Source organism: Sphingobium sp. 15-1, from assembly GCF_013375535.1.
Classification (GTDB): Bacteria; Pseudomonadota; Alphaproteobacteria; order Sphingomonadales; family Sphingomonadaceae; genus Sphingobium; species Sphingobium aromaticivastans.
The window spans coordinates 2,310,362-2,333,120 of sequence record NZ_JABXJG010000001.1; the positions used below are offsets into that span (position 1 = coordinate 2,310,362).

General features: G+C 65.4%; 21 protein-coding genes and 1 pseudogene. 6 read left to right on the forward strand and 16 right to left on the reverse strand.

Annotated features, from left to right (window positions below; genetic code table 11):
- The first annotated feature begins 34 nt into the window (after positions 1–34).
- On the forward strand, positions 35–289 hold the full coding sequence (locus tag HUK72_RS10990) for a hypothetical protein (protein ID WP_176596803.1): 255 nt from the start codon (positions 35–37) through the stop codon (positions 287–289).
- A 436-nt stretch (positions 290–725) separates the two neighbouring features.
- On the opposite strand, the gene HUK72_RS10995 is transcribed toward HUK72_RS10990, so the two are convergent.
- The 4 genes from HUK72_RS10995 to HUK72_RS11010 form a co-directional block, all read right to left on the reverse strand.
- A complete protein-coding gene (locus tag HUK72_RS10995) occupies positions 726–1,910 on the reverse strand; it encodes an NAD(P)/FAD-dependent oxidoreductase (protein WP_176596804.1) in 1,185 nt (394 codons plus the stop codon).
- Positions 1,910–2,338, reverse strand: coding sequence for a TIGR01244 family sulfur transferase (locus tag HUK72_RS11000; protein ID WP_176596805.1), 429 nt, complete (start codon positions 2,336–2,338; stop codon positions 1,910–1,912). Before HUK72_RS11000 ends, HUK72_RS10995 begins: the two co-directional genes overlap by 1 nt.
- 164 nt (positions 2,339–2,502) lie before the next feature.
- Positions 2,503–4,275 (reverse strand): DNA helicase RecQ, encoded by a 1,773-nt coding sequence (gene recQ / locus HUK72_RS11005; protein ID WP_176596806.1) that lies wholly within the window; start codon positions 4,273–4,275, stop codon positions 2,503–2,505.
- 223 nt (positions 4,276–4,498) lie between these two features.
- Positions 4,499–4,813, reverse strand: coding sequence for a hypothetical protein (locus HUK72_RS11010; protein WP_176596807.1), 315 nt, complete (start codon positions 4,811–4,813; stop codon positions 4,499–4,501).
- A gap of 38 nt (positions 4,814–4,851) precedes the next feature.
- On the opposite strand from HUK72_RS11010, the gene HUK72_RS11015 reads away from it, so the two are divergent.
- Positions 4,852–5,973, forward strand: coding sequence for a serine hydrolase (locus HUK72_RS11015; protein ID WP_176596808.1), 1,122 nt, complete (start codon positions 4,852–4,854; stop codon positions 5,971–5,973).
- A gap of 174 nt (positions 5,974–6,147) precedes the next feature.
- Here the strand turns inward: HUK72_RS11015 and HUK72_RS11020 are convergent, their stop codons facing one another.
- The 5 genes from HUK72_RS11020 to HUK72_RS11040 all read right to left on the reverse strand — a co-directional run bounded on the left by HUK72_RS11020 (position 6,148) and on the right by HUK72_RS11040 (position 11,306).
- Positions 6,148–6,936, reverse strand: a complete 789-nt coding sequence (locus HUK72_RS11020; RefSeq protein ID WP_176596809.1) for a PhzF family phenazine biosynthesis protein — start codon at positions 6,934–6,936, stop codon at positions 6,148–6,150.
- A gap of 478 nt (positions 6,937–7,414) precedes the next feature.
- The gene (gene aroC / locus HUK72_RS11025; RefSeq protein WP_176596810.1) at positions 7,415–8,485 is read right to left on the reverse strand and encodes a chorismate synthase; all 1,071 of its coding nucleotides are present in this window, start codon (positions 8,483–8,485) and stop codon (positions 7,415–7,417) included.
- 89 nt (positions 8,486–8,574) lie between these two features.
- Positions 8,575–9,381: an enoyl-ACP reductase FabI gene (gene fabI / locus HUK72_RS11030; protein ID WP_176596811.1), complete on the reverse strand. Its 807-nt coding sequence runs from the start codon at positions 9,379–9,381 to the stop codon at positions 8,575–8,577.
- Positions 9,378–10,349: a YihY/virulence factor BrkB family protein gene (locus HUK72_RS11035; protein WP_176596812.1), complete on the reverse strand. Its 972-nt coding sequence runs from the start codon at positions 10,347–10,349 to the stop codon at positions 9,378–9,380. The genes fabI and HUK72_RS11035 overlap by 4 nt, the downstream gene beginning before the upstream one ends.
- Before the next feature lie 27 nt (positions 10,350–10,376).
- A complete protein-coding gene (locus HUK72_RS11040) occupies positions 10,377–11,306 on the reverse strand; it encodes a DnaJ C-terminal domain-containing protein (protein ID WP_176596813.1) in 930 nt (309 codons plus the stop codon).
- A 125-nt stretch (positions 11,307–11,431) separates the two neighbouring features.
- On the opposite strand from HUK72_RS11040, the gene pdxH reads away from it, so the two are divergent.
- From pdxH to HUK72_RS11055, 3 genes and pseudogenes are all read left to right on the forward strand, one after another.
- Complete coding sequence (gene pdxH / locus HUK72_RS11045; RefSeq protein ID WP_176596814.1) at positions 11,432–12,007, forward strand: pyridoxamine 5'-phosphate oxidase; 576 nt, start codon at positions 11,432–11,434, stop codon at positions 12,005–12,007.
- Between the two features lie 171 nt (positions 12,008–12,178).
- Positions 12,179–13,510: a dicarboxylate/amino acid:cation symporter gene (locus HUK72_RS11050; protein WP_176596815.1), complete on the forward strand. Its 1,332-nt coding sequence runs from the start codon at positions 12,179–12,181 to the stop codon at positions 13,508–13,510.
- 133 nt (positions 13,511–13,643) lie between these two features.
- Positions 13,644–14,945: pseudogene (locus HUK72_RS11055) on the forward strand (dicarboxylate/amino acid:cation symporter).
- Between the two features lie 29 nt (positions 14,946–14,974).
- Here HUK72_RS11055 and HUK72_RS11060 read toward each other — a convergent pair.
- From HUK72_RS11060 to HUK72_RS11090, 7 genes are all read right to left on the reverse strand, one after another.
- On the reverse strand, positions 14,975–15,541 hold the full coding sequence (locus tag HUK72_RS11060) for an NADPH-dependent FMN reductase (protein WP_176596816.1): 567 nt from the start codon (positions 15,539–15,541) through the stop codon (positions 14,975–14,977).
- Positions 15,542–15,718: 177 nt separating this feature from the next.
- Positions 15,719–15,901 (reverse strand): hypothetical protein, encoded by a 183-nt coding sequence (locus HUK72_RS11065; protein WP_007685461.1) that lies wholly within the window; start codon positions 15,899–15,901, stop codon positions 15,719–15,721.
- A 133-nt stretch (positions 15,902–16,034) separates the two neighbouring features.
- A complete protein-coding gene (locus HUK72_RS11070; RefSeq protein ID WP_176596817.1) occupies positions 16,035–17,324 on the reverse strand; it encodes an adenylosuccinate synthase in 1,290 nt (429 codons plus the stop codon).
- Between the two features lie 130 nt (positions 17,325–17,454).
- On the reverse strand, positions 17,455–18,582 hold the full coding sequence (locus tag HUK72_RS11075) for an ATP phosphoribosyltransferase regulatory subunit (RefSeq protein WP_176596818.1): 1,128 nt from the start codon (positions 18,580–18,582) through the stop codon (positions 17,455–17,457).
- Positions 18,579–18,986, reverse strand: coding sequence for an endonuclease domain-containing protein (locus HUK72_RS11080; protein ID WP_336951762.1), 408 nt, complete (start codon positions 18,984–18,986; stop codon positions 18,579–18,581). Before HUK72_RS11080 ends, HUK72_RS11075 begins: the two co-directional genes overlap by 4 nt.
- 34 nt (positions 18,987–19,020) lie before the next feature.
- On the reverse strand, positions 19,021–20,601 hold the full coding sequence (gene serA, locus HUK72_RS11085; protein WP_176596819.1) for a phosphoglycerate dehydrogenase: 1,581 nt from the start codon (positions 20,599–20,601) through the stop codon (positions 19,021–19,023).
- 121 nt (positions 20,602–20,722) lie between these two features.
- Positions 20,723–21,883, reverse strand: a complete 1,161-nt coding sequence (locus HUK72_RS11090; RefSeq protein ID WP_176596820.1) for a phosphoserine transaminase — start codon at positions 21,881–21,883, stop codon at positions 20,723–20,725.
- A gap of 161 nt (positions 21,884–22,044) precedes the next feature.
- Between HUK72_RS11090 and HUK72_RS11095 the strand changes: the two genes are divergently transcribed.
- Complete coding sequence (locus tag HUK72_RS11095) at positions 22,045–22,740, forward strand: extensin family protein (protein WP_176596821.1); 696 nt, start codon at positions 22,045–22,047, stop codon at positions 22,738–22,740.
- Positions 22,741–22,759: the final 19 nt, after the last annotated feature.

A 22,759-nucleotide genomic window follows, 5' to 3' on the forward strand; every position in this document is an offset into this window, starting at 1 on the left:
GAAATCTATAAAATACCGTCGGAGAGGAGGCCTTATGCCTATTGCAAAGCCCTTTGCGGGAAGGATTTTTCACGCCCTCTTGATGGAATGCTTCGCTGAACAGCGAAGGCCCACCGACGATGAGGTGGACTCGGTCGCCTCCAAGATCTGGCAGGACAGCCATGGATCGATGACCGGGCAGGACTGGCGGGATGTCGCCAAGGGAAGCGACGCCCACCGGCAGATGATCAACGCGGCACTGATGGCGTTCGGGTCGGCTCCGGCGGAAATGCATATGGAGGTGTCCTGAGGCTCTGTCGATATTTCAGGCCGGCGCGGGGATGACTGGCGCTGGCTCCATCCTCATGCGTCATGCTGAACTTGTTTCAGCATCCATTTATCCCCGCGCGCCATAGTCTGCGGAGGCGCAATGGATGCTGAGCCAGAGTTAAACAAGTTCAGCATGACGGGGTTTGACGTGAACCGTGCGGCCTAAGCGGCGAGGCATGTTCGAGAAAATTCTCCGTAGCATCTTGAAACTGAAATAGACCTTCCTATTTCCCTCTTGTCCCGGCTTCCTCCCCCCTCCCGCCCGGACATCCCTCTTTGTAGCCCCGGCGTTCCCTTGCGCCGGGGCTGCTTTTTAAGAGCATCGTGCGCAAAAGTGGGAACCGGTTTTGCGCTTAAACGATGCGACAACAAAAGCTTAGAGCGCGCGGCCTGCGTCTGATTTAACGCAGCGCGCTCTAGAGATATTGGGCCGCCACCCAGCCGCTCGCCCAAGCCCATTGGAAATTATAGCCGCCCAGCCAACCGGTGACGTCGACCGCTTCGCCTATGGCGTAGAGGCCAGGGAGGTGGCGCGCCTCCATCGTCTGCGAGGAGAGTCCGGCGGTCGAGATGCCGCCGATCGCGACCTCCGCCTTGGCGAAGCCTTCGGTGCCGTTGGGGGTGAAGGACCAGGCCGAAAGGCGGCGTTCGGCGTCCTGCAGCTTGCGGTCCGGAATATTGCCGAGATCACCGGGCAAAGCGAGCCGCTCCGCCAGGGCATCGGCCAGACGGTCGGGCAGTTGGCCGCGCAGACATTGCGTCAGCGTGGCGCGGGGCTTGGCGCGCTTCGCCTCCGTCAGCCAGCCTTGCGGCTGGTCGGGCAGGAAGTCGAGGGTGATGGCATCGCCATGCCGCCAATAGGAGGAAATCTGGAGGATCGCCGGGCCGGACAGGCCCCGATGGGTGAGCAGCGCGGCTTCGCGGAAGGTCGTCTTGCCGTGGCGGGCGATGACCTCGGTCGAGACGCCGGAGAGCGAGCGGAAGAGCAGGTCTTCGCCGCCGAGGGTCAGGGGCACCAGCGCCGGGCGGGGCTCGACCACCTTCAGCCCGAACTGGCGGGCAAGGTCGTAGGCGATGCCGGTCGCGCCGATCTTCGGGATGGAGGGGCCGCCGGTGGCGATAACCAGCGCGGAGGCGGAGGCGGTCCTGTCGCCATGGGTGACGCTGTACCGGCCATCGGCATGGGTGACGGCGGTGATGGCGTGGTCGAGCCGGATCGCGACGCCGCCCGCCTCGCACTCGGCCAGCAGCATGGCCACGATCTGGCGGGCGCTCTGATCGCAGAAGAGCTGGCCCAGCGTCTTTTCGTGCCAGGCGATGCCGTGGCGTTGGACAAGCGCGAGGAAATCCTGCGCCGTGTAGCGGCCCAGCGCGGATTTGGCGAAATGGGGGTTGGCCGACAGATAACGATCGGGCGCAGTGTGGATATTGGTGAAATTGCAGCGGCCGCCGCCGGAGATCAGGATTTTCTTCCCCGGCTGGTCGGCATGGTCGATGACGAGGACGCGCCTGCCCCGCTGGCCCGCCATGGCTGCGCACATGAGCCCGGCGCCGCCAGCGCCCAGGACGATGGCGTCATAGGTTTCCGGTGTTGCGGGCATCAACCGGCGGCGAGCGCGTCCATGATCTGGCGGACGGGCGTGACGTCATAGCCGGCGGAAGCAGCCTGCTCGGTCAGTGCCGCCGGGTGGTCGCCCGCGCGGGCGCGGGTCAGCGCCCAGAGCAATGTGCTGCGCGTGCCGGAGCGGCAATAGGCGAGAATCTTGCCCTCGCCCGCCTGCTCCAGCGCAGCGGCCATGCCGTCGAGCTGCCAGGGCGCGAAGCCGCCATGGGCGACCGGGACGGCGGCATAGGCGATGCCGGCGACCTTGGCGGCGGCCTCGATCTCCGCGCCGTTGGTCTGGCCCGGTTCCTCGTCGTCGGGGCGGTTATTGATGATGACGGTGACGCCCAGCGCCTTGGCTTCCGCTACCTGATCAACGCTGATCTGCGGAGAGACGTAGAGGCTTTTGGTGAGCTGGCGGAACATGGGCGGAGACTCCTTTGCGGGTCTCCTTGCGCTTGTGGGACGTGGGATTCAAGAGGGCGACGGCAAATCCACCGTGCTCCTGCGAAGGCAGGAGCCCAGTCCTGCCGTCTGAACTGGGCTCCTGCCTTCGCAGGAGCACGTCAACGCTGATCTCTATTTTTCTGTCAAAGATAAGGCCGGATCGCCGCCAGAAACGCATCACCATAAGCGTCGAGCTTACGCTGGCCCACCCCACTGATATGGCCGAGTTCGGCAAGGCTCGTCGGGCGCTGCTCCGCCATTTCGCGCAGGGTCGAATCGTGGAAGATGACATAGGGCGGCACGCCCGCTTCCTGCGCCAGTTCGCGGCGGCAGGCGCGCAGCGCGTCGAACAGCGGATCGCCCACGGGATTTTCGGCGCTGCCGTTGCGGGCGCTCTTGCGGCGGCGTTCCTTGCGGGGCGGGAGGACCAGGCTGACCTCCTCCTCCCCGCGCAGGATCGGGCGGGCATTGGGGCCGAATTCCAGGCCGCCATGCTCGTTGGTCTGGAGCGCGTCGCGCACCAGCAAGGCGCGGGAAACGGGGCGCAGCAGCGCCGTCTCCTCGCCGTCGACAATGCCGTAGACCGAAATCTTGTCATGGCCGCGCTCACGGATCTTGTCGCTGACGGCGCCGGTCAGCACCTGCTCGATATGGCCGACGCCGAAGCTCTGGCCGGTGCGATAGACGGCGGACAGGAATTTGCGGGCGGTCTGGGTCGCGTCGATGCTGGGCGGGGGATTGAGGCAATTGTCGCAATTGCCGCAGCCCGGCGGGGGATTTTCCCCGAAATGGCGGAGCAATATGGCGCGGCGGCAGGTGCCGGTTTCGACCAGCCCACCCAGCGCCGTGATGCGGGCGCGCTCGCCCTGCTGGCGGAGGGGGTCGAGTTCCCCGATGCGTTGGCGCGCCCGGGCGAAATCGTCGGCGCCCCAGAAGAGATGCGCCTGCGCCGGTTCGCCGTCGCGGCCTGCGCGGCCGGATTCCTGATAATAGCCCTCGATCGACTTGGGCAGCGCCGCATGGGCGACGAAACGGACGTCGGGCTTGTCGATGCCCATCCCGAAGGCGATGGTGGCGACCATCACCATATCCTCACTGGCGATGAAGGCGGCCTGGTTGGCGGCGCGGAGCTGGGGCTCCAGCCCGGCATGATAGGCGCGGGTCGGGCGGCCGGTCTTGGCGAGGGTTTCGGCCAGTTTCTCGGTCGCGGCGCGGGTCGGGGCATAGACGATGCCGGGGCCGGTCTGGCTGGCGATCAGGTCGGAAAGCTGTCGCGGCAGGCCATCGCGAGGATGGACCACGTAGCGGATGTTCGGACGGTCGAATCCCGCGATGATCAAGCCGTCCCGCGGGATGCCGAGCTGGACGAGGATGTCGTCGCGGGTGTGATGATCGGCGGTGGCGGTCAGCGCAAGGCGCGGGACATCCGGAAATTCATCCAGCAGCGGCCGCAGCAGGCGATAGTCCGGGCGGAAATCATGTCCCCATTCGGAGACGCAATGGGCCTCGTCTATCGCGAAGAGGGCGATTTTCGTGGCGCGCAGGAGGTTGCGGAACCCCTCCCCGCTGGCGCGCTCGGGCGCGACATAGAGCAGATCGAGATCGCCATTGCGCAGCCGGTCCTGCGTCTCGCGCCAGTCGGCGTCGACGCTGGTGAGGCTGGCGGCGCGGATGCCGACCGCCTGCGCGGCGCGAAGCTGGTCATGCATCAGCGCGATCAAGGGGGAGACGACGACGCAGCAGCCGTCGAGCGCGACGGCGGGAAGCTGGTAGCAGAGCGACTTGCCCGCGCCGGTCGGCATGATCGCCAGCGTCGGCTGGCCCGCCATGATGCGGCTGACCACATGCTCCTGCACGCCCCTGAAGCCGGGAAAACCGAAAATATCGTGGAGGAGGGTCGGGATGTCGGGACGCATGCGGGATGGCTCTAGCGGCTCAATCGGCGGAGGACCAGCCTAAGGGTCGGAGCCTAGTCACCTGAATCCGAAGTTCGCCACATTGATTTTGTAACCCCGGGGGATTTCGTCACCCCGGGCTTGACCCGGGGTCCCGCCTCCTCTCGCGTATCGACGGAAGAAAAGCGAAATCCCGGGTCAAGCCCGGGATGACAGCAATGAAACGAACTTCGATTCCGCCATATTAGGGTTCCAGCAAACAACCCCAGCCCTTGCGATAGCGCGCCGTGCGCGAAGCAAGCAACGGAACCGCTGCGTTGACCGATTGCGATTCGGGCATGTCCTTCAGCGACACCGCCCACATGCCGGGCTCCTTGTCGCCCTTGCAGCTTGCCATCGAGCGGCCCTCGACATAGCGGCAGGAGCAGGTGACGCGCGCGCCGAAGCCCGCGCCGACCTGGGCATGGGCGCGCAGCGCGCTCCAGTTCCACGCCAGCAGCGCCAGCGGCAGCAGGGCCACCGCCAAAACCCCATAAATCCATTTCCGGCGACCGGACATGCTCCCCTTTCCCGCGCTCCATGCTAAGGCCGCGGCTTATGAGGCTTGAGCGGAACAGCGTAAAGCGCCTTGGCGCGATCGGCGGGATTTTGGCGATCCTGGCGGTGGCCGGCCTGTGGACCGTGCGCGCCGCCGGGCCGGAGCCGGTCGTCCACATCGCCGGCGATTCGGATGTGGATGCGGCGGCGCTGAGCGCGGCGATCGATCCACTGTTCGACGACGAGGCGGGCGAGACGCGGGCGCTGGTCGTCATGCATGACGGGAAGGTCGTGGCGGAGCGCTATGCGCCGGGCTATGGGCCGCAGACCCGGCTACCCTCCTGGTCCACCGCCAAGAGCGTGACGGCGGTGCTGATCGGGCTGATGGTGTCCGACGGGCGGCTGGCGCTCGGTTCGCCGGTGCCGGTGGCGGCCTGGGGCCAGCCGGGCGATCCAAGGGGACGGATCACCCTGCGGCAGTTGCTGGCCATGACCTCCGGCCTTGATCATGTCGAGGATGCGGAGCCGCTGGCCGAAGCCGACACGGTGCGCATGCTGTTCACCGACGGGGCGCAGGATATGGGCGCCTTTGCGGAGGCCAAGCCGCTCGCCCATGCGCCGGGGTCGGTCTTTTCCTATTCGACCGGCAGCACGATCATCCTCACCGACCTGATGGCGCGGATGCTGACCAACAGCGCCGACCCCGATGTTCGGCGGCGGGCGATGCAGATGTTCATCGACGGGCGGCTGAAGATTCCGGCGCGGCTCGACAGCCTGACCGTGGAATATGATGCGGCGGGCACGATGATCGGGGGCAGCTTCATGCATATGACGGCGCGGGATTATGCGCGCTTCGGGGAACTGCTGCGCAATCAGGGGCGCGGCGTGGTGGGGCACCAGATCGTGCCGGAAAAGTGGATCGACTATATGCGCGCGCCTTCGCCGCGCAATGCGGCCTATGGCGCGCATCTGTGGCTCAACCGGGACAGCGAGGAAAGCGCGCTGATGCCGGGGCGGGCGCCGCGGAGCCTGTTCGGCTGCGTCGGGCATGATGGGCAATATATATTGGTGTCGCCCTCGCAGCGGCTGACCGTGGTGCGGCTCGGCATGTCGCCGGACAAGGCGCAGCGCGAGGTCGTGAAGGAAGGACTGGCGAAGCTGGTGGGGCTTTATGCGCGTTGAGGGTGGTTGGCGGACGTTCTGCTTCGCGCTTCTTTCCTTGAAGCGTACCGTGCTCCTGCGCAGGCAGGAGCCCAGTTCGGACGGTCCGATAGCCCACAGAGGACAGGACTGGGTTCCTGCCTTCGCAGGAACACGGGGCGCTTAAGGGCGGGAACTGGCCAGAAGCAGTCCCGTCTAAAGCAGGAAATTACCCTCGATCACCGTCCGGCAAGCACCCGTCAGGATCACCCGGTTACCGGACAGGCGGCACAATAAGCGTCCTCCTCGCGAGGACGCCTGATAGGCTGTCAGCTTGGTCTTATCGAGCCGCTTGGCCCAATAGGGGGTGAGCAGGCAGTGCGCCGATCCGGTGACGGGGTCTTCGTCTATGCCCGCGCCGGGCACGAAGACGCGGCTGATCATGTCGCTGTCTTCGCCGGGCGCGGTCGCCATGAGGAGGATGCTTCCGGCCTTTTTGAGCGTCGCAAAATCGGGTTGCAGCGCACGGATTGCCGCAGCGTCGCGATAGACGAAGATCGCATAGCCGCCCTCCCGCCAATGGGTTTCGAGGACGTCGCCGCCCATGGCGGCGGCCAGATCGGGCAATGGCCGGGGCTCGGTCGTCCAGGCGGGGAGCGAGAGCGCATAGCCGTCCCGATCGCGCGAGACGGTGAGCACGCCCGCATGCGTCGTGCGGAAACGGACGGCGGTGCGACCGCCCATCAGCACATGACCGCTCGCCAGCGTGGCGTGGCCGCACAGCTTGACCTCCACGGCGGGGGTGAACCAGCGCAGCGCATAGTCCGCATCGGGATCGTCGGGCGTGGGCACGGTGAAGGCGGTTTCGGAGAGGTTGTTTTCCGCCGCGATCGCCTGAAGCGTGGCATCGTCCAGCCATTGGCCAAGCGGCATGACCGCGGCCGGATTGCCGGTGAAGGGGGCGTCAGCGAAAGCGTCGACCTGGATGAAGGGCAGGCTGGTCACGGGCGATCCTTTGGCATTTCCCGTCATGATGACGCGGCGACCGGCATCGGAACAGGGCCGCTCGGGCGGAATTGGTCATGGCGGGGAATCCCCGGCGGAGGGGAAACGAAATGGGCCAGCCATGATGACATGGCTGGCCCGTGTTCGCGGCTGAAGGGGACGCTTTGACCGTCAATCCATGGAGACCATGGTGACGCTCCCCAGGCTTACGCACTGCCGCTCGCCCTCCCGCGGGCGATCCGTGACGGCGATGTTACCGCAGATTGGCTGAGTCGTCTCGCGGGAATCATGTCTTTGCCGAAATTATGGCTCGATTCGACGCGTTGTGTTGCGGTGGTGGGCGCGATTCTCTTCCGTGCTCCTGCGACCCGAAGGGCGGCGAAGCTAACGCAGGAGCACGGTCCCGTACTTAGTGGATCATCGCACCGCCCGATCTGGGCTCCTGCCTTCGCAGGAGCACGGAGCGCCAAGGATTAAGTCACCCGCACTGGGCGCGGTGAAGCAGTTTCTGATCCGCCAGCACCAGCGCCATCATCGCTTCGACCACCGGCACGCCGCGAATGCCGACGCAGGGGTCATGGCGGCCCTTGGTGATGATGTCCGACGCCTCGCCTTCGCGGGTGACGGTTTCGACCGGGATCAGGATCGAGCTGGTCGGCTTGAAGGCGATGCGCACCTTGACCGGCTGCCCGGTCGAGATGCCGCCCGCGATCCCGCCTGCATGATTGGCGAGGAAAACGGGGTTGCCGTCATTGCCGGGCCGCATCGGATCGGCATTCTGCTCGCCGCGCAGGCGGGCGGCGGCGAAGCCGTCACCGATCTCCACGCCCTTGACCGCATTGATGCTCATCATCGCGGCGGCCAGTTCGCTGTCGAGCTTGGCATAGAGCGGCGCGCCCCAGCCTGCGGGCACGCCCGACGCCACGCATTCGACCACCGCGCCGAGCGACGAGCCATCCTTGCGGGCGTCATCGACCAGTTTCTCCCAGCGCTTGGCCGCTTCCGGATCGGGGCAGAAAAAGGGGTTGTTGTCGATCTCGCCCGCGTCGAAGCGGGCAAGGTCTATCGCGTCGCCGCCGATTTCGCTGACATAGGCGAAGATGTCGACATCGGGGATGACGAGCCGGGCGACCGCGCCCGCCGCCACGCGGCTGGCGGTTTCGCGCGCCGAGGAACGCCCGCCGCCGCGATAGTCGCGAAAGCCATATTTGGCGTCATAGGCATAGTCGGCATGGCCGGGGCGATAGGCCTTGGCGACTTCGCTATAATCCTTGGAGCGCTGGTCGGTATTTTCGATCATCAGGCTGATTGGGGTGCCGGTGGTCCGCCCCTCGAACACGCCGGAGAGGATGCGGACCTCATCCGGTTCGCGGCGCTGGGTGGTGAATTTCGACGTGCCGGGCTTGCGCTTGTCGAGGAAGGGCTGGATGTCGGCTTCGGACAGAGGCAAGCCCGGAGGGCAGCCGTCGACCACCGCGCCGATGGCGGGACCGTGGGACTCGCCCCAGGTCGAGAAGCGGAAGACGCGGCCGAAGGTGTTGAAGCTCATATCTGCCTTTCGTGGGGAGAGGTGGTTCCCCCTCTCCCTCCCACCGCTTTGCGGCGGGCCCCTCCCTCTCCCCGAAGGGAGAGGGGTTCTTACTTGTCGAGCGCGATGTCCGGCGCATCTTCGGCCTTCATGCCGATGACATTGTAGCCCGCATCGACATGGTGGACTTCGCCGGTCACGCCCGATGCCAGATCGGACAACAAATAGAGGCCAGCGCCGCCCACATCCTCGATCGTCACGTTGCGGCGGAGCGGGCTGTTCAGCTCGTTCCACTTCATGATGTAGCGGAAATCGCCAATGCCGCTCGCCGCCAGCGTCTTGATCGGACCGGCGGAAATGGCGTTGACGCGGATATTTTCCGGACCCAGGTCCATCGCCAGATATTTGACGCTGGTTTCCAGCGCCGCCTTGGCCACGCCCATGACGTTGTAATGCGGGATGACCTTTTCCGCACCATAATAGCTGAGCGTCAGCAGGCTGCCGCCCTCCGCCATCAGCGCCCGCGCCCGCTTGGCGACGGCGACGAAGCTGTAGGCGGAGATGTTCATCGTCAGCAGGAAATTTTCCAGGCTGGTGTCGACATATTTGCCGCGCAGCTCATTCTTGTCGGAAAAGCCGATGGCGTGAACCACGAAGTCGAGCTTGCCCCACTTCGCCTTGATCTCGTCAAAGGCGGCGTCGAGCTTTTCCATGTCCGACACGTCGCAATCGATCAGGAAATCGGAGCCGAGTTCCTCCGCCAGCGGCCTCACCCGCTTGGCCAGCGCCTCGCCCTGATAGGAGAAAGCCAGTTCCGCGCCCTGCGCGTGCAGCGCCTTCGATATGCCCCAGGCCAGCGACTTGTCGTTCGCCAACCCCATGATCAGACCGCGTTTTCCCGCCATCAAGCCTGTCATTTCGTCGTCCCATTCCCTTTGTCGACCTGCGCGGCAGCCGCGGCTTCCTCTTCCGGGAACTCCGCCAGCGCCGCATTCAATTCCGCGCCAATTACCACGCCAAGCCCGACAAGGAAGAAGAAAATGAGGGTGATCATCACGCCGGCCAGGCTACCATAGGTCATGTCATAGCCGCCCAGCAGCGAAAGCGTGGCCGGCAGCAGCAGGGTGACGCCATACCACCACAGCGCCGTGGCGAGGGCGCCGGGCCATTTGGGAAAGCGCGGGTCCTTGTAGAGACTGGGGGTCAGCGAGACGTAGAGATAATAGAGGGCGACGCACAATATCGCCATCGGCACCAGCTTGGTCAGGGCGACGATCTGGATCGCCTGGTCGGCAAAGGGCAATATCTGGTGCAGGAACTGGTCGATGCCGGTGATGATCACCTGCATCGAAAAGGCGAACATCACCGCGAAGACGCTAATCAGGGTGATGCCGATGGCGGTGAGCCGATAATGCCAGAAGGGGCGCGTGCTTTTTGTGCCATAGGCGCGGCGGAGGATGTCGCGGATCGTCTCGATCAGGCTGCCGACGGTCCACAGGCCGACCAGCCCGCCCAACCAGAGCAGCGGCCCGGTGCGGGCGTTCAGCACGTCGATGATCGGCTGGCGCACCACATCGGCCACCCCGGGCGGCACGGTTCCCAGAAAGGCGCCGACCGCCGCCAGCCCGTCCTGCGAATGGCCGAAGATGCTCGCCACCGCCGCCGCCACGATGAAGAAGGGAAACAGCGTCATCAGCGACAGATAGGCCAGGTTCCCGGCATGGATGAAACCGTCGCTATAGGTGCCGACGGCCACGCGCTTGGCGATTTCAAAGGCGTGGCTGCCCGGCCGTACCCGGTCGATATGGCGGTTGATACGGGCGCGGGCCTCTTCCGCGATATGTGCGCGCCGGGATTCGGGAGACAGGGGAGACGGTTGCGGCATGAAAGCTCCTTGGCCCCCCTTAACCCCCTAAACGCCCAGATGGGTCCGCACGGCGCGGCTGTCCTGCCAGCTTTCGACCAGCGCCTGGATCGCCGGATCGTCGGCGGGAACGTCGATCTGCAGGGTGACGAGCTGGTCCCCGCGCTGGCCGGTCTTGCCGGTGAAGCCCTTGCCGCGCAGGCGCAACGTCTTGCCGGAGGATGCGCCCGCGGGCACGCCCAGCATGACCGGACCGTCGACCGTGGGAACCTTGACCTTCGCGCCCTTCACCGCCTCGTCGAGCGTGATCGGCAGGTCCAGCAGCACATTGTCGCCGTCGCGGGTGAAGAAGGCGTGCGGCTTGACCTCGATCGTGACGATGGCGTCGCCCGCGCCGCCGGGGCCTTGCTGACCCTTGCCGGAAAGCCGCATCTGCGTGCCCGTCTCGACCCCGGCGGGCAGTTTCAGGTCGATGGTCTTGCCGTCCTGCAGCGTGATCCGCTGCGGGCTGAGCGTCGCGGCGTCGACGAACTGGACGGCCAGGCGATAGGTGACGTTCGCGCCCTTTTGCGGCGGCGCGCCCCGGCCGAAGCCGCCAAAGCCCCCGCCCCCTCCCGGCCGGCGACCCGCGCCGCCGCCGAACAGGCCTTCGAAAATATCCCCGAAATCCTGCCCGCCGCTATTGGATTCGAAGCCGCCCGGATGGCCGCGAAAACCGCCGCCTCCTCCACCAAAGCCGAAGGGAGAGGTCGGATTCCCCTCCCCGTCAATCTCTCCCCGGTCGAAGCGGGCGCGCTTGTCCTTGTCGGACAGCAGGTCATAGGCGCCGGTGATGGCGGAAAATTTCTCCGCCGCCTTCGGATTGTCCTTGTTCCGGTCGGGATGCAGTTCCTTGGCGAGCTTCCGATAGGCGGACTTGACCTCTGCCTCGCTCGCGCCGCGCGCGACGCCCAAAATAGAGTAGGGATCAGCAGCCATCGCCGTTCATGCATCCTTGTTCGAAGAAAAACCCGTTCGCATTCTATGTGGCGAAAGGCGCGGGATCGTTCAAGCGTGCTAAAGCCTTATCGACACGGCTTTATGAGGGGGGTACATCACCGCGCATGACCGATCCCTTCGACCTGTTCGATGCCTGGTATGTCGAGGCGCGCGAAACCGAGATCAACGACAGCAACGCCATGGCGCTCGCCACCGCCGACGCGCGCGGGCGGCCCTCGCTGCGGATGGTGCTGCTGAAGGGGCATGGACCCGACGGCTTCATCTTCTACACCAATTTCGAGGGGCGCAAGGCGGAGGAGCTGCACGCCAATCCCCATGCCGCGCTGCTGTTCCACTGGAAGTCGCTGCGGCGGCAGGTCCGTATCGAGGGACCGGTGGGCCCGGTGGACGACGCCACCGCCGACGCCTATTTCGCCACGCGCAGCCGCGACAGCCAATTGGGCGCCTGGGCGTCCGACCAGTCGCGCCCGCTGGAATCGCGCGATGTGTTCATGGCGCGGTATGAGGAAGTCAGCCTGCGGTTCGAAGGCGGGCCGGTGCCGCGTCCGCCGCATTGGTCGGGCTTCCGCGTTGCCCCTGAACGCATCGAATTCTGGCAGGATCGCGAACATCGCCTGCATGAGCGCCGCCTGTTCGAGCGGACCGCCGACGGGTGGTGCGAAGGGCTGCTCTACCCCTGAAGCCATGCGTTTCGGCGCAGGATGGGCGCGGAATATGATCCTTCATTCGTTTAATGCGATGACGGCTTGGGGCGCCTCCGATTGCGGGCGCTGCGGGCGCCTGTTAGGTGTGGCCGCCTTGCAGGGCAGACCATGAATGCGGCGCGCCCACGCGCCGGTTAAAGGAACGAGATGCGAAATCGACTGACGGCGTTCATCCTGACGGGTATGGTTCTGGGGGTGATCGTGGGCTTCGCCACCAATATCTGGGCGGGCGGCGACAAAAGCTTGGCCAAGGATGTGGCGGGCTATTATCATCTGCTGGCCGACATCTTCCTGCACCTCATCAAGATGATCATCGCGCCGCTGGTCTTTTCCACGCTGGTCGCGGGCATCGCCCATATGGGCGACAGCGCGGCGCTGGGCCGGATCGGTGGACGCGCCCTCGCCTGGTTCATCATCGCCAGCCTGATCTCGTTGACGCTGGGCCTTATCTTCGTCAATTTCTTCGCGCCGGGCGAAGGGCTGAACCTCGTCCGGTCGGGCGCGGAATCAGGCGTGAATACCGAAGCGCTCAACTTCCGCGATTTCATCCTGCATGTGTTCCCCACGTCCATGGTCGGGGCGATGGCGGAAAATTCGATCCTGCAGATCGTCGTCTTCTCCCTGTTCGTGGGCGTCGCGCTGACCGCCATCGGGGAAAAGGGCAAGCCGATCGTCACCGTGATCGAGGCGATGGTCGAGCTGATGCTGCAAGTGACCGGCTATGTCATGCGCGTCGCCCCCTTCGCCGTGTTCGGAGCGCTGGCGTCGGTGGTGACGACCGAGGGGCTGGGCGTGCTGAAGACCTTTGGCGAGCTGGTGGGTGAATTCTACCTGTCGCTGATCGCACTCTGGCTGCTGCTGTTCGCGGCGGGATCGATCTTCCTCGGCAAGCGGATGGTGAAGCTGATCCGCTATGTCCGCGAACCGATATTGATCGCCTTCTCAACCGCTTCGTCGGAGGCGGCTTATCCCAAGATGCTGGAGCAGCTCGACCGCTTTGGGGTGCCGCGCCGCATCTACAGCTTCGTGCTGCCATTGGGCTACAGCTTCAATCTGGACGGGTCGATGATGTATTCGACCTTCGCGACCATCTTCATCGCGCAGGCCTATGGCATCGACCTGCCGATCGCGACGCAGATCACGATCCTGCTGGTGCTGATGGTCACCAGCAAGGGCATCGCCGCCGTGCCCCGCGCTTCGCTGGTGGTGGTGGCGGCGACGCTGGGGCAGTTCGACCTGCCGGTAGAGGGCGTCGCCTTCATCCTGGCCGTCGATCATTTCATGGACATGGGCCGCACCGCGACCAACGTGCTGGGCAATGCCATCGCCACCTCCGTCATCACCAAATGGGAAGGCATGCTGGAGGTCGAGGAGCCCGAATATGTGCCCCATCCCAAGGCCCCGGCGCACACGCCTGCGCATGGCCGCGCCGGGCTGGAGCTCGCGTCCGACATGGTGGAGGAAGAAAGGCGGAGCTAAGCGCGCGCGCCAGCTCTGCTCGGGATTGCCCTGTCCCGCCGCCATTTGCGTCGGATAGATTGCATCGCGAGGGAAACTTTCCGAAACTCCCGGCAGTTGGCCCCAGGGGCAAGCAGGAAGCGGGAGCAGGGCGATGACCAGCGACGCGAAAAAGAGGGCCGGCAATCCGCTGTCCCTGCAATGGCGGATGCTGCTGGGTTTCGTCCTGGGGCTGCTGTCCGGGCTGGCCGTCTATGTCGCCGCGCCGGACGCGGGCTGGGTGGACATGCTGACCGCCTATGTGACCGGGCCGATCGGGCAGATTTTTCTGCGGCTGCTGTTCATGCTGGTCATCCCGCTGCTGGTTTCGGCGCTGATCGTCGGCATTGCCGAGATGGGCGAGATGCGGTCGCTGCGGCGCGTGGGCGCAAAGACCCTGGGCTATACGCTGATCGTGTCGGGCATCGCGGTCGTGATCAGCCTGGCGGCGGTCAATCTGTTGCGGCCCGGCGCCGGGGTCGATCCTGCGCAGGCGCGGGCAATGCTGGACAATGCGGGACAAGGCGCACAGGCGATATTGGCGCGCGGCGGCGAAGCGCCCAAGGGACTGGACGCGCTGATCGCCATCGTGCCCGACAATATCGTCCGCGCCATGGCCCAAAACGACATATTGGCCGTGATGGTCTTCGCCCTGTTCTTCGGCATCGGGCTGGTGCTGGTGCGGACCGAACAGACGAAATTGCTGCTCTCCGCCATGGAGGGGCTGTTCGAGGTGACGATGCGGCTGATGGGCCTGGTCATTCGCCTGGCCCCCATTGCGATCGCCTGTTTCATGTTCAATCTGGCGGCGCAGTTCGGCTAGGAATTGCTGGTGCGGCTGTCCGCCTATGTCGGCGTCGTGCTGCTGACGCTGTGCCTGCAGATGTTCGGCGTCTATTCGCTGCTGATCGCCCTGGTGGCGCGGCGATCGCCCTGGCGCTTCTTCCATGCCGTGCAGGAGGCCGCGCTGATGGCCTTCGCCACCGCCTCGTCCAATGCGACGCTGCCCACCGCGATCCGGGTCGCGGAGGAAAAATTGCGCCTTCCCCGGCGGATCGCCCGCTTCGTGCTGACCATCGGCGCGACCGCCAACCAGAACGGCACCGCCATGTTCGAGGGGATCACCGTCATCTTCCTCGCGCAATTTTTCGGGATCGAACTGGGGTGGACGCAGCAGGTCATGGTCATGCTGGTGTGTATATTGGGCGGCGTGGGCACGGCGGGGGTGCCCGCCGGGTCGCTGCCGGTGGTGGCGATGATATTGGGCATGGTGGGCGTGCCGCCGGACGGGATCGGGCTGGTGCTGGGGGTCGACCGCTTCCTCGACATGTGCCGCACGACGCTGAACGTGACCGGCGATCTGGTGGCGGCGACGGTCATCTCCGCCGGCGAGACGGACGAACGGCAGACAGCCTGACAGCAGGATGGGGCGGATAGACTCTGGCGCTACGGCTTCTTCACCGCTTCGCCCCAATAGGCCAGGCTCCGCGCAAAGCTGGCGAAGCCGCGTTCCAGCGCCGCGCCGCTTTCGCCGTGGGGGCGGGCTTCGGCGTCCAGCGTGTCCCCGATCTGGCCGACGCTGAGGCGCTCGGGGATCACCGTCATGCCCATGGCGTTCAGCGTCACCGTCCAGGCGGCATGGCTGTTGACCCCGGCAAAGCGGCCCATGGAATAGCTGGCGATGCCGGCCGGGCGACGGTCGAATTCCTTGAGGAAATGATCGGTCAGGTTCTTGAGGCCCGGCTGGACGCCGCGATTATATTCGCCCGCGACGAAGACGAAGGCGTCGGCCGCGGAAAGGCGTTCGGACAGGGCCGCCATGGCAGCAGGCGCCTCGCCGGGGGCATAGTCGCTGTAGCGCAGGTCCAGCATGGGAAGACCGACAGCCTTGGCGTCGATCAATTCCGCCGTGTGGCCAAGGGTGTGGAAACCCTGGATCAGATAATCGGCCAGACGGATGCCGAGACGGCCCCGGCGGTAGGAACCATAAAGAACGAGGATGTCGAGCGCCATGGGAGACTCCCTTGATGGGTTGCGGGAGTGTCGCACTGGCGGGGCAAGCCGTCCAGTGCCTCAAGCTACTCCGTGCTCCTGCGCAGGCAGGAACCCAGCTCCCCCGATCCCATGATTCACTGACATTGGAGCTGGGCTCCTGCCTGCGCAGGAGCACATTGGTTTATAGGGCTGAAGTCAGCGCAGCTTCGCGATGTTCAGCCCGTCCTGCTTGGCGCGGGCTTTCACTGATTCCTCGCTGCGGGTCAGGGCCTTGGCGATCGCTTTCAGCGCCATGCCCTTCTTCGCCAGCGTGTGGAGCTTTTGCAGCTCGTCCGCCGTCCAGGGTTGTTTGTGACGCTCGAAGCGGTCGCCGGCCATCGGGTTTCCTTCTAGGTGACCGCTCCGGCCCGCTCCCCCACCCGGCCACCCATATGATACTGCCGTTGGGTGGCCGGGTGAGGGAGCGGGCCGGAGCCGAACGGTTTCAGCCTCGCTGAAACCGCAAAGGACGTCAATCCGCGAAAGGATCGCGCACGAGGATGGTGTCCTCGCGCTCGGGGCTGGTGGAGACGAGCGTGACCGGACAGCCGATCAGTTCCTCGATCCGGCGGATATATTTGATCGCCTGCGCGGGCAGTTCGGCCCAGCTCCGGGCGCCTGCCGTCGTGTCCTGCCAGCCTTCGATGGTCTCACAGACCGGCTCCGCCTTGGCCTGGTCCTGCGCGTGGGCGGGGAGATAGTCGAAGCTCTGCTCCCCGATCTTGTAGCCGACGCAGATTTTCAGTTCCTCGAAACCGTCCAGCACGTCGAGCTTGGTGAGCGCGATGCCGGTGACGCCCGACACGGCAACTGACTGGCGTACCAGCACGGCGTCGAACCAGCCGCAGCGGCGCTTGCGGCCCGTGACGGTGCCGAATTCATGCCCACGTTCGCCCAGCCGCTGGCCGACGTCATTCTCCTGCTCGGTCGGGAAGGGACCGGAGCCGACGCGCGTGGTGTAGGCCTTGACGATGCCCAGCACGAAACCCGCGCCCGAGGGGCCAAGGCCGGTGCCGCTCGCCGCCGTGCCCGCGACCGTGTTGGACGAGGTGACAAAAGGATAGGTGCCGTGGTCGATGTCGAGCAGAGTCCCCTGCGCGCCTTCGAACAGGATGCGCTTGCCTTCCGCCTTCGCCTTGTTGAGCGTCAGCCAGACGGGCTTGACGAAGGGCAGGATGAAGCTGGCAATGTCGCGCAGTTCCGCCATCAGCGCATCGCGGTCGATCGGCGCTTCGTTGAACCCGGCGCGCAGCGCGTCATGGTGCGCGGTCAGGCGGTCAAGCTGCGGGCCGAGGTCGTCCAGATGGGCGAGATCGCAGACGCGGATGGCGCGGCGGCCGACCTTGTCCTCATAGGCCGGGCCGATGCCGCGGCGGGTGGTGCCAATCTTGCCCGCGCCCGAAGCGTCCTCGCGCAAGCCGTCAAGGTCGCGGTGGAAAGGCAGAATCAGCGGGCAGGTTTCCGCGATCTGGAGGTTTTCGGGGGTGATGGCGACGCCTTGCCCTTTGAGCTTGGCGACCTCATCGCGGAAGTGCCAGGGGTCCAGCACCACGCCATTGCCGATCACCGACAGCGTGCCGCGCACGATGCCCGACGGGAGCAGCGAGAGCTTGTAGACATTCTCGCCCACCACCAGCGTGTGGCCGGCATTGTGGCCGCCCTGGAAACGGGCGACGACGTCGGCGCGCTCCGACAGCCAGTCGACGATCTTGCCCTTGCCTTCGTCGCCCCATTGGGCGCCGATCACCGTAACATTTGCCATGGATACAGTCCTCCGCCCGCCGCGCGGACCGGCCATGCCCTTCGACGGGACTCGGCATGCCGGTGGGATCAAATGGGCATGTCGCCCTGTTGCGGGGGCGCGTTAGCGGCGCTGCCCCCTCTTCGTCAAGTCAGTAGGCGCGCGGCTCGTCGCCATCGAGCCAATGGGTGCAACGCAGCGTCTCGCCATTTTCCTGCCCCGTCAGCGCGGCAATGGTCTGCCAGCCTTCCGCCCGCAGCTCAGCCGCACGCGCTGCGTCATGGTGCAGCGGCAGGAACAGGCGCTTGGGGGATTCGCCGCCAAAGCCCGCGTCGATCAGCGGATCGGGATATAGCGAGAAGCCCATGGCGGGTTCTTCCGAGCCATCGGCGCGGATGATAGCATAGCTGCCGCCCCGGCCGATCTCGCCGGTAAAGCCCTCGGCAAAAATCGAGAAGCCGAACCAGTTCTGATATTCGAAGCCATGGCGTTCGGTCGGGTCGAGCGTCAGCGTGATGTCCCAGCCGATGGGCTTGGCGATGGCGCGCAGGCCCGCGATGCGGCTGTCGATGGCGCCACCGAGGTCGGCATTGAGCGCTTCCAGACGTTCCATCGCCGCATGAAAGGGGCCCGTGCCCTCGATCAGCGGCAGATAGGCGGCGGCGGCCGGGCTGATCGCCGCGAGCGCGCCCGCATCCTTGGCGTCGAGTTCGATGCGGACGGCTTCGATCTCCTCCAGTGCCAGCGGCAACGGACCGGCGGCGAGCGTATCGATCAGGTCCGGCAGGGTGAAGTCGATGGTGATGCCGGTGACTCCAGCGGCCTGCAGCGCTTCGATGGCGACGTTCACGATCTCCACCGCGGCGGCGACGCTGTCGCTGCCAATGAGTTCGGCGCCGACCTGGAAGCGCTCCCGCTCCGGGCGAAGCTGATTGGCGCGCAGGCGGATGACGGGGCCGGCATAGGACAGGCGCAGCGGGCGCGGTGCGGAGGCCAGGCGGGTGGCGGCGATGCGGCCGACCTGCGCGGTCATGTCGGGGCGCAGGGCCAGGCTGCGCTGGGAAACCGGGTCGATGGCGCGGACGAGGTCCTGCGCTTTCATCGATTTCAGGCGGCCGACCAGCGTGTCCTCAAACTCCGCGATGGGCGGCATGACGCGCTCATAGCCATGGGCAGCGACGGTATCGAGCACGCGGCGCGCAAGGCGCGCGGACGCCTCTGCCTGCGGCGGCAGGCGGTCGGAAAGTCCTTCGGGAAGGAGGCCGGGCGGGATGCTCATTGCTCCCTCCCCCCTGGGGGGGAGAGTTGGGGAGACGGGGAATGGCGCAACGCCTGCGCAATCACGCTCAATACGCCCTCAATATTCCCCACCACATCCGGGTTGCCAAAACGGATCACACGATACCCCAGCGATTCCAGAAACTCTGTCCGTCGCGCGTCATAGCGATCTTTGGCGGAATGTGTATCCCCATCGATCTCGATGATCAGTTTGGCCGCCTTGGAGGCGAAGTCGACGATATAGGGCGCGATGATCGTCTGACGGGTGAATTGTTGGTTTTCGAAGCGGTTGGCTCTTAGGCGAGCCAGAGCTTTTGTTCGGCCGGAGTGGGGTTCGCACGCATTGATCTGGCGCGTTCCTTTAAGGTTGCGTCCACACGCAAGGTCGCTTCCCCCCTCTCCCAACCCTCCCCCCGAGGGGGGAGGGCTTTTTTAGGGCTTATGCGAAGCGGAGGAGCTTCACCGTCTTGACGCCTGCCAGCTTGGTGATGTCGGCCAGTACGGTTTCGGTCACCGCGCCGTCGAGCGACAGCAGCAGCACGGCTTCGCCACCCTGATTGCGGCGGCCGAGATGGAAGGTGCCGATGTTGACATTCGCCTCGCCCAGCGTCGAACCCAGGCGGCCGATGAAGCCCGGCGCGTCCTGATTGACGATGTAGAGCATGTCCCCTTCAAGGTCGGCTTCGACCTTGATGCCGAACAGTTCGACCAGACGCGGCTGCGAATGACCGAACAGCGTGCCCGCGACCGACTTGTCGCCATTTTCGGTCTTCACCGTGACGCGAACAAGGGTCTGGTAATCGCCTTCGCGGTCATGACGGACCTCGCGGACATCCAGGCCGCGTTCCTTCGCGAGGAAGGGCGCGTTGACCATGTTCACCGTGTCCGAATAGACGCGCATCAGACCAGCCAGCACAGCCGCGGTGATCGGCTTCTGGTTGAGTTCGGCGGCGTGGCCCTCGACCTCGACCGAGACGCTCTGGATGCGGTCGCCTTCGAGCTGGCCGACGAGGCTGCCCAATTCTTCCGCCAGCGCCATATAGGGCTTGAGCTTCGGGGCTTCCTCAGCCGACAGCGACGGCACGTTCAGCGCATTGGTGATACCGCCGTCGAGCAGATAGTCGGAAAGCTGTTCCGCAACCTGAAGCGCGACATTGACCTGCGCTTCGTCGGTCGATGCGCCGAGGTGCGGGGTGCAGATGAAGTTGGGCGTGCCGAACAGCGGCGATTCCTTCGCCGGTTCCTGCACGAACACGTCAAGCGCGGCGCCAGCGACATGGCCCGCATCCATCGCTTCCTTGAGCGCGGCTTCGTCGATCAGACCGCCACGGGCGCAGTTGATGATGCGCACGCCCTTCTTGGTCTTGGCGAGATTTTCCTTGCTCAGAATGTTGCGGGTCTGGTCGGTCAGCGGCGTGTGCAGCGTGATGAAGTCCGCCTTCGCCAGCAGCGTGTCGAGATCGGCCTTTTCCACGCCCATTTCCACGGCGCGTTCCGGGGTCAGGAAGGGGTCGAAGGCGACGACCTTCATCTTCAGACCCAGCGCGCGGCTGGCGACGATGGAACCGATATTGCCCGCGCCGATCAAGCCCAGCGTCTTGCCGGTGACTTCCACGCCCATGAAGCCGTTCTTCGGCCACAGGCCCTGCTGCGTCTGGGCATTGGCTTCGGGCAACTGGCGGGCCAGCGCGAACATCAACGCGATGGCGTGCTCGGCGGTGGTGATCGAGTTGCCGAACGGGGTGTTCATCACGATCACGCCCTTGGACGAGGCGGCTGGGATGTCGACATTGTCGACGCCGATGCCGGCGCGGCCGATGACCTTCAGGTTGGTGGCATGGTCGAGAATATCCTTCGTGACCTTGGTCGAGCTGCGGATGGCGAGGCCGTCATAGTCGCCAATGATCGCCTTCAGCTCGTCCGGGGTCTTGCCGGTGATTTCGTCGACTTCGACGCCCCGCTCACGGAAGATCGCGGCGGCGCGGGGGTCCATTTTGTCGGAAATAAGGACTTTGGGCATATTTCGATTCCTAAGTTTCACCGTCACCCCGGACTTGATCCGGGGTCCCGCTTTTACGCGGGCGGACGGAGGAAGAAGCGGGACCCCGGGTCAAGCCCGGGGTGACGTAATGGAGAAGAAGTCAGGCAGCCTTGACGGTGGCGTAGGCCCAGTCGAGCCACGGACCCAGCGCTTCGATGTCGGCGGTCTCGACCGTAGCGCCGCACCAGATGCGCAGGCCCGCCGGGGCGTCGCGATAGCCCGCGACGTCATAGGCGGCGCCTTCCTTCTCCAACAGAGCCGCGAAGCTCTTGATGAAGGCTTCGTCCGCGCCCTCGACGGTCAGGCAGACGCTGGTGGTCGAGCGCGACGCTTCGTCGGCGGCGAGATGACCGAGCCAATCGCGTTCCGCGACGATCTTGCCGAGCGCCGCCGCATTGGCGTTGCTGCGCGCGATCAGGCCTGCGGAACCGCCGATCGACTTGCCCCATTCCAGCGCGAAGATCGCGTCCTCGACCGCCAGCATGGAAGGGGTGTTGATCGTCTCGCCCTTGAACACGCCCTCGGCCAGCTTGCCCTTCGAGACAAGGCGGAAGACCTTGGGCAGCGGCCAGGCGGGGGTGTAGGTTTCGAGGCGCTCGACCGCGCGAGGGCCGAGGATCAGCACGCCATGGCCGCCCTCGCCGCCCAGCACCTTCTGCCAGGAGAAGGTGGCGACGTCGATCTTGGTCCAGTCGATGTCATAGGCGAAAACCGCGCTGGTGGCGTCAGCGAAGGTCAGCCCCTCGCGGTCGGCCGGAATCCAGTCGGCGTTCGGCACGCGCACGCCGGAGGTGGTGCCGTTCCAGGTGAACAGCACGTCATGGGCGAAGTTCACACCGTTCAAGTCGGGCAATTGACCATAATCGGCGCGGATGATCGTCGGATCGAGCTTGAGCTGCTTGGCGGCGTCCGTCACCCAGCCCTCACCGAAGCTTTCCCAGGCCAGCGTCGTTACCGGGCGGGCGCCCAGCATGGTCCACATCGCCATTTCGAAGGCGCCGGTATCGGAGCCCGGCACGATGCCGATGCGGTGGGTTTCGGGCAGGTTGAGCAGCTCGCGCATCAGGTCGATGCAATAAGCGAGGCGGGTCTTGCCGATCTTGGCGCGGTGCGAGCGGCCCAGCGATTCGGCGCTCAGCTTGTCGGCGCTCCAACCCGGAGGCTTGGCGCAGGGACCGGAAGAGAAATAGGGGCGGGCCGGACGGTTGGCGGGCTTTTCAGCAGGCGCAAGGGTGGCGTCAACGGCAGTCAGATCAGTCATGTAATGCTTCTCCTTACAGAGAGCACGCGCGGCGTTGGGACCGCGTGGCCCGCTGGCCGCCCTAAAGATTCAGGAAGAAGAGTCAAGCTGAATGTCTGGATGCGATGAACCGAGTCGGCCGTTAACCCTTGAGCCAGCCGGACGTGGTAAATGACGACGTCATGATCGAGCGGGTTAGGGGGAAAGCAGTCCTTCGCGGCATGGGTCTTGCGGCCGTGGCGACGGCTGTGCTGACGCTGGCGGGCTGCGGCGGCGACCTGGTGCCTCGCGGGCGCGTGGAACGACCTTCGAAGCCGGTGAAGACCGCCCGCCCTGCCGCGCCGCCGCCGATGGAGCTGCGCCAGTGCATGGCGAAGCTGAGTTCCCAGTCGGTCCTCTTCACCCCCGTGCCCGACCAGAATTTCGGCGGCGGATGCAGCGCGACGGGCAGCGTCAAGCTGATCGACATCGGCGTGCCCGCGACCAATCTGGGCGCGATGACCTGCGGCCTTGCCGCCAATTTCGCGGCCTGGGCACGCTATGGCGTGCAGCCCGCCGCGCGGTTGATCCTGGGGGCGGAGATCGAGCGGATCGAGACGTTCGGCACCTATAATTGCCGGCCGATCGCGGGCAGCGGCAAGCTGTCCGAACATGCGCACAGCAATGCGGTCGACGTGTCCGCCTTCGTCCTGAGCGACGGGCGGCGCATTTCGATCGAAAAGGACTGGAACGGCGACAAGCGGACGCGCCAGTTTCTGGAGATCGTCCATGCCAGCGCCTGCAAGCGCTTCCGCACCGTGCTCAGCCCCGACTATAACGCCGCGCATCACGACCATTTTCATTTCGACATGGGTGGAAAAGGCGGGTTTTGCCGATAAGCGGCTTGGCTTTGCCGCC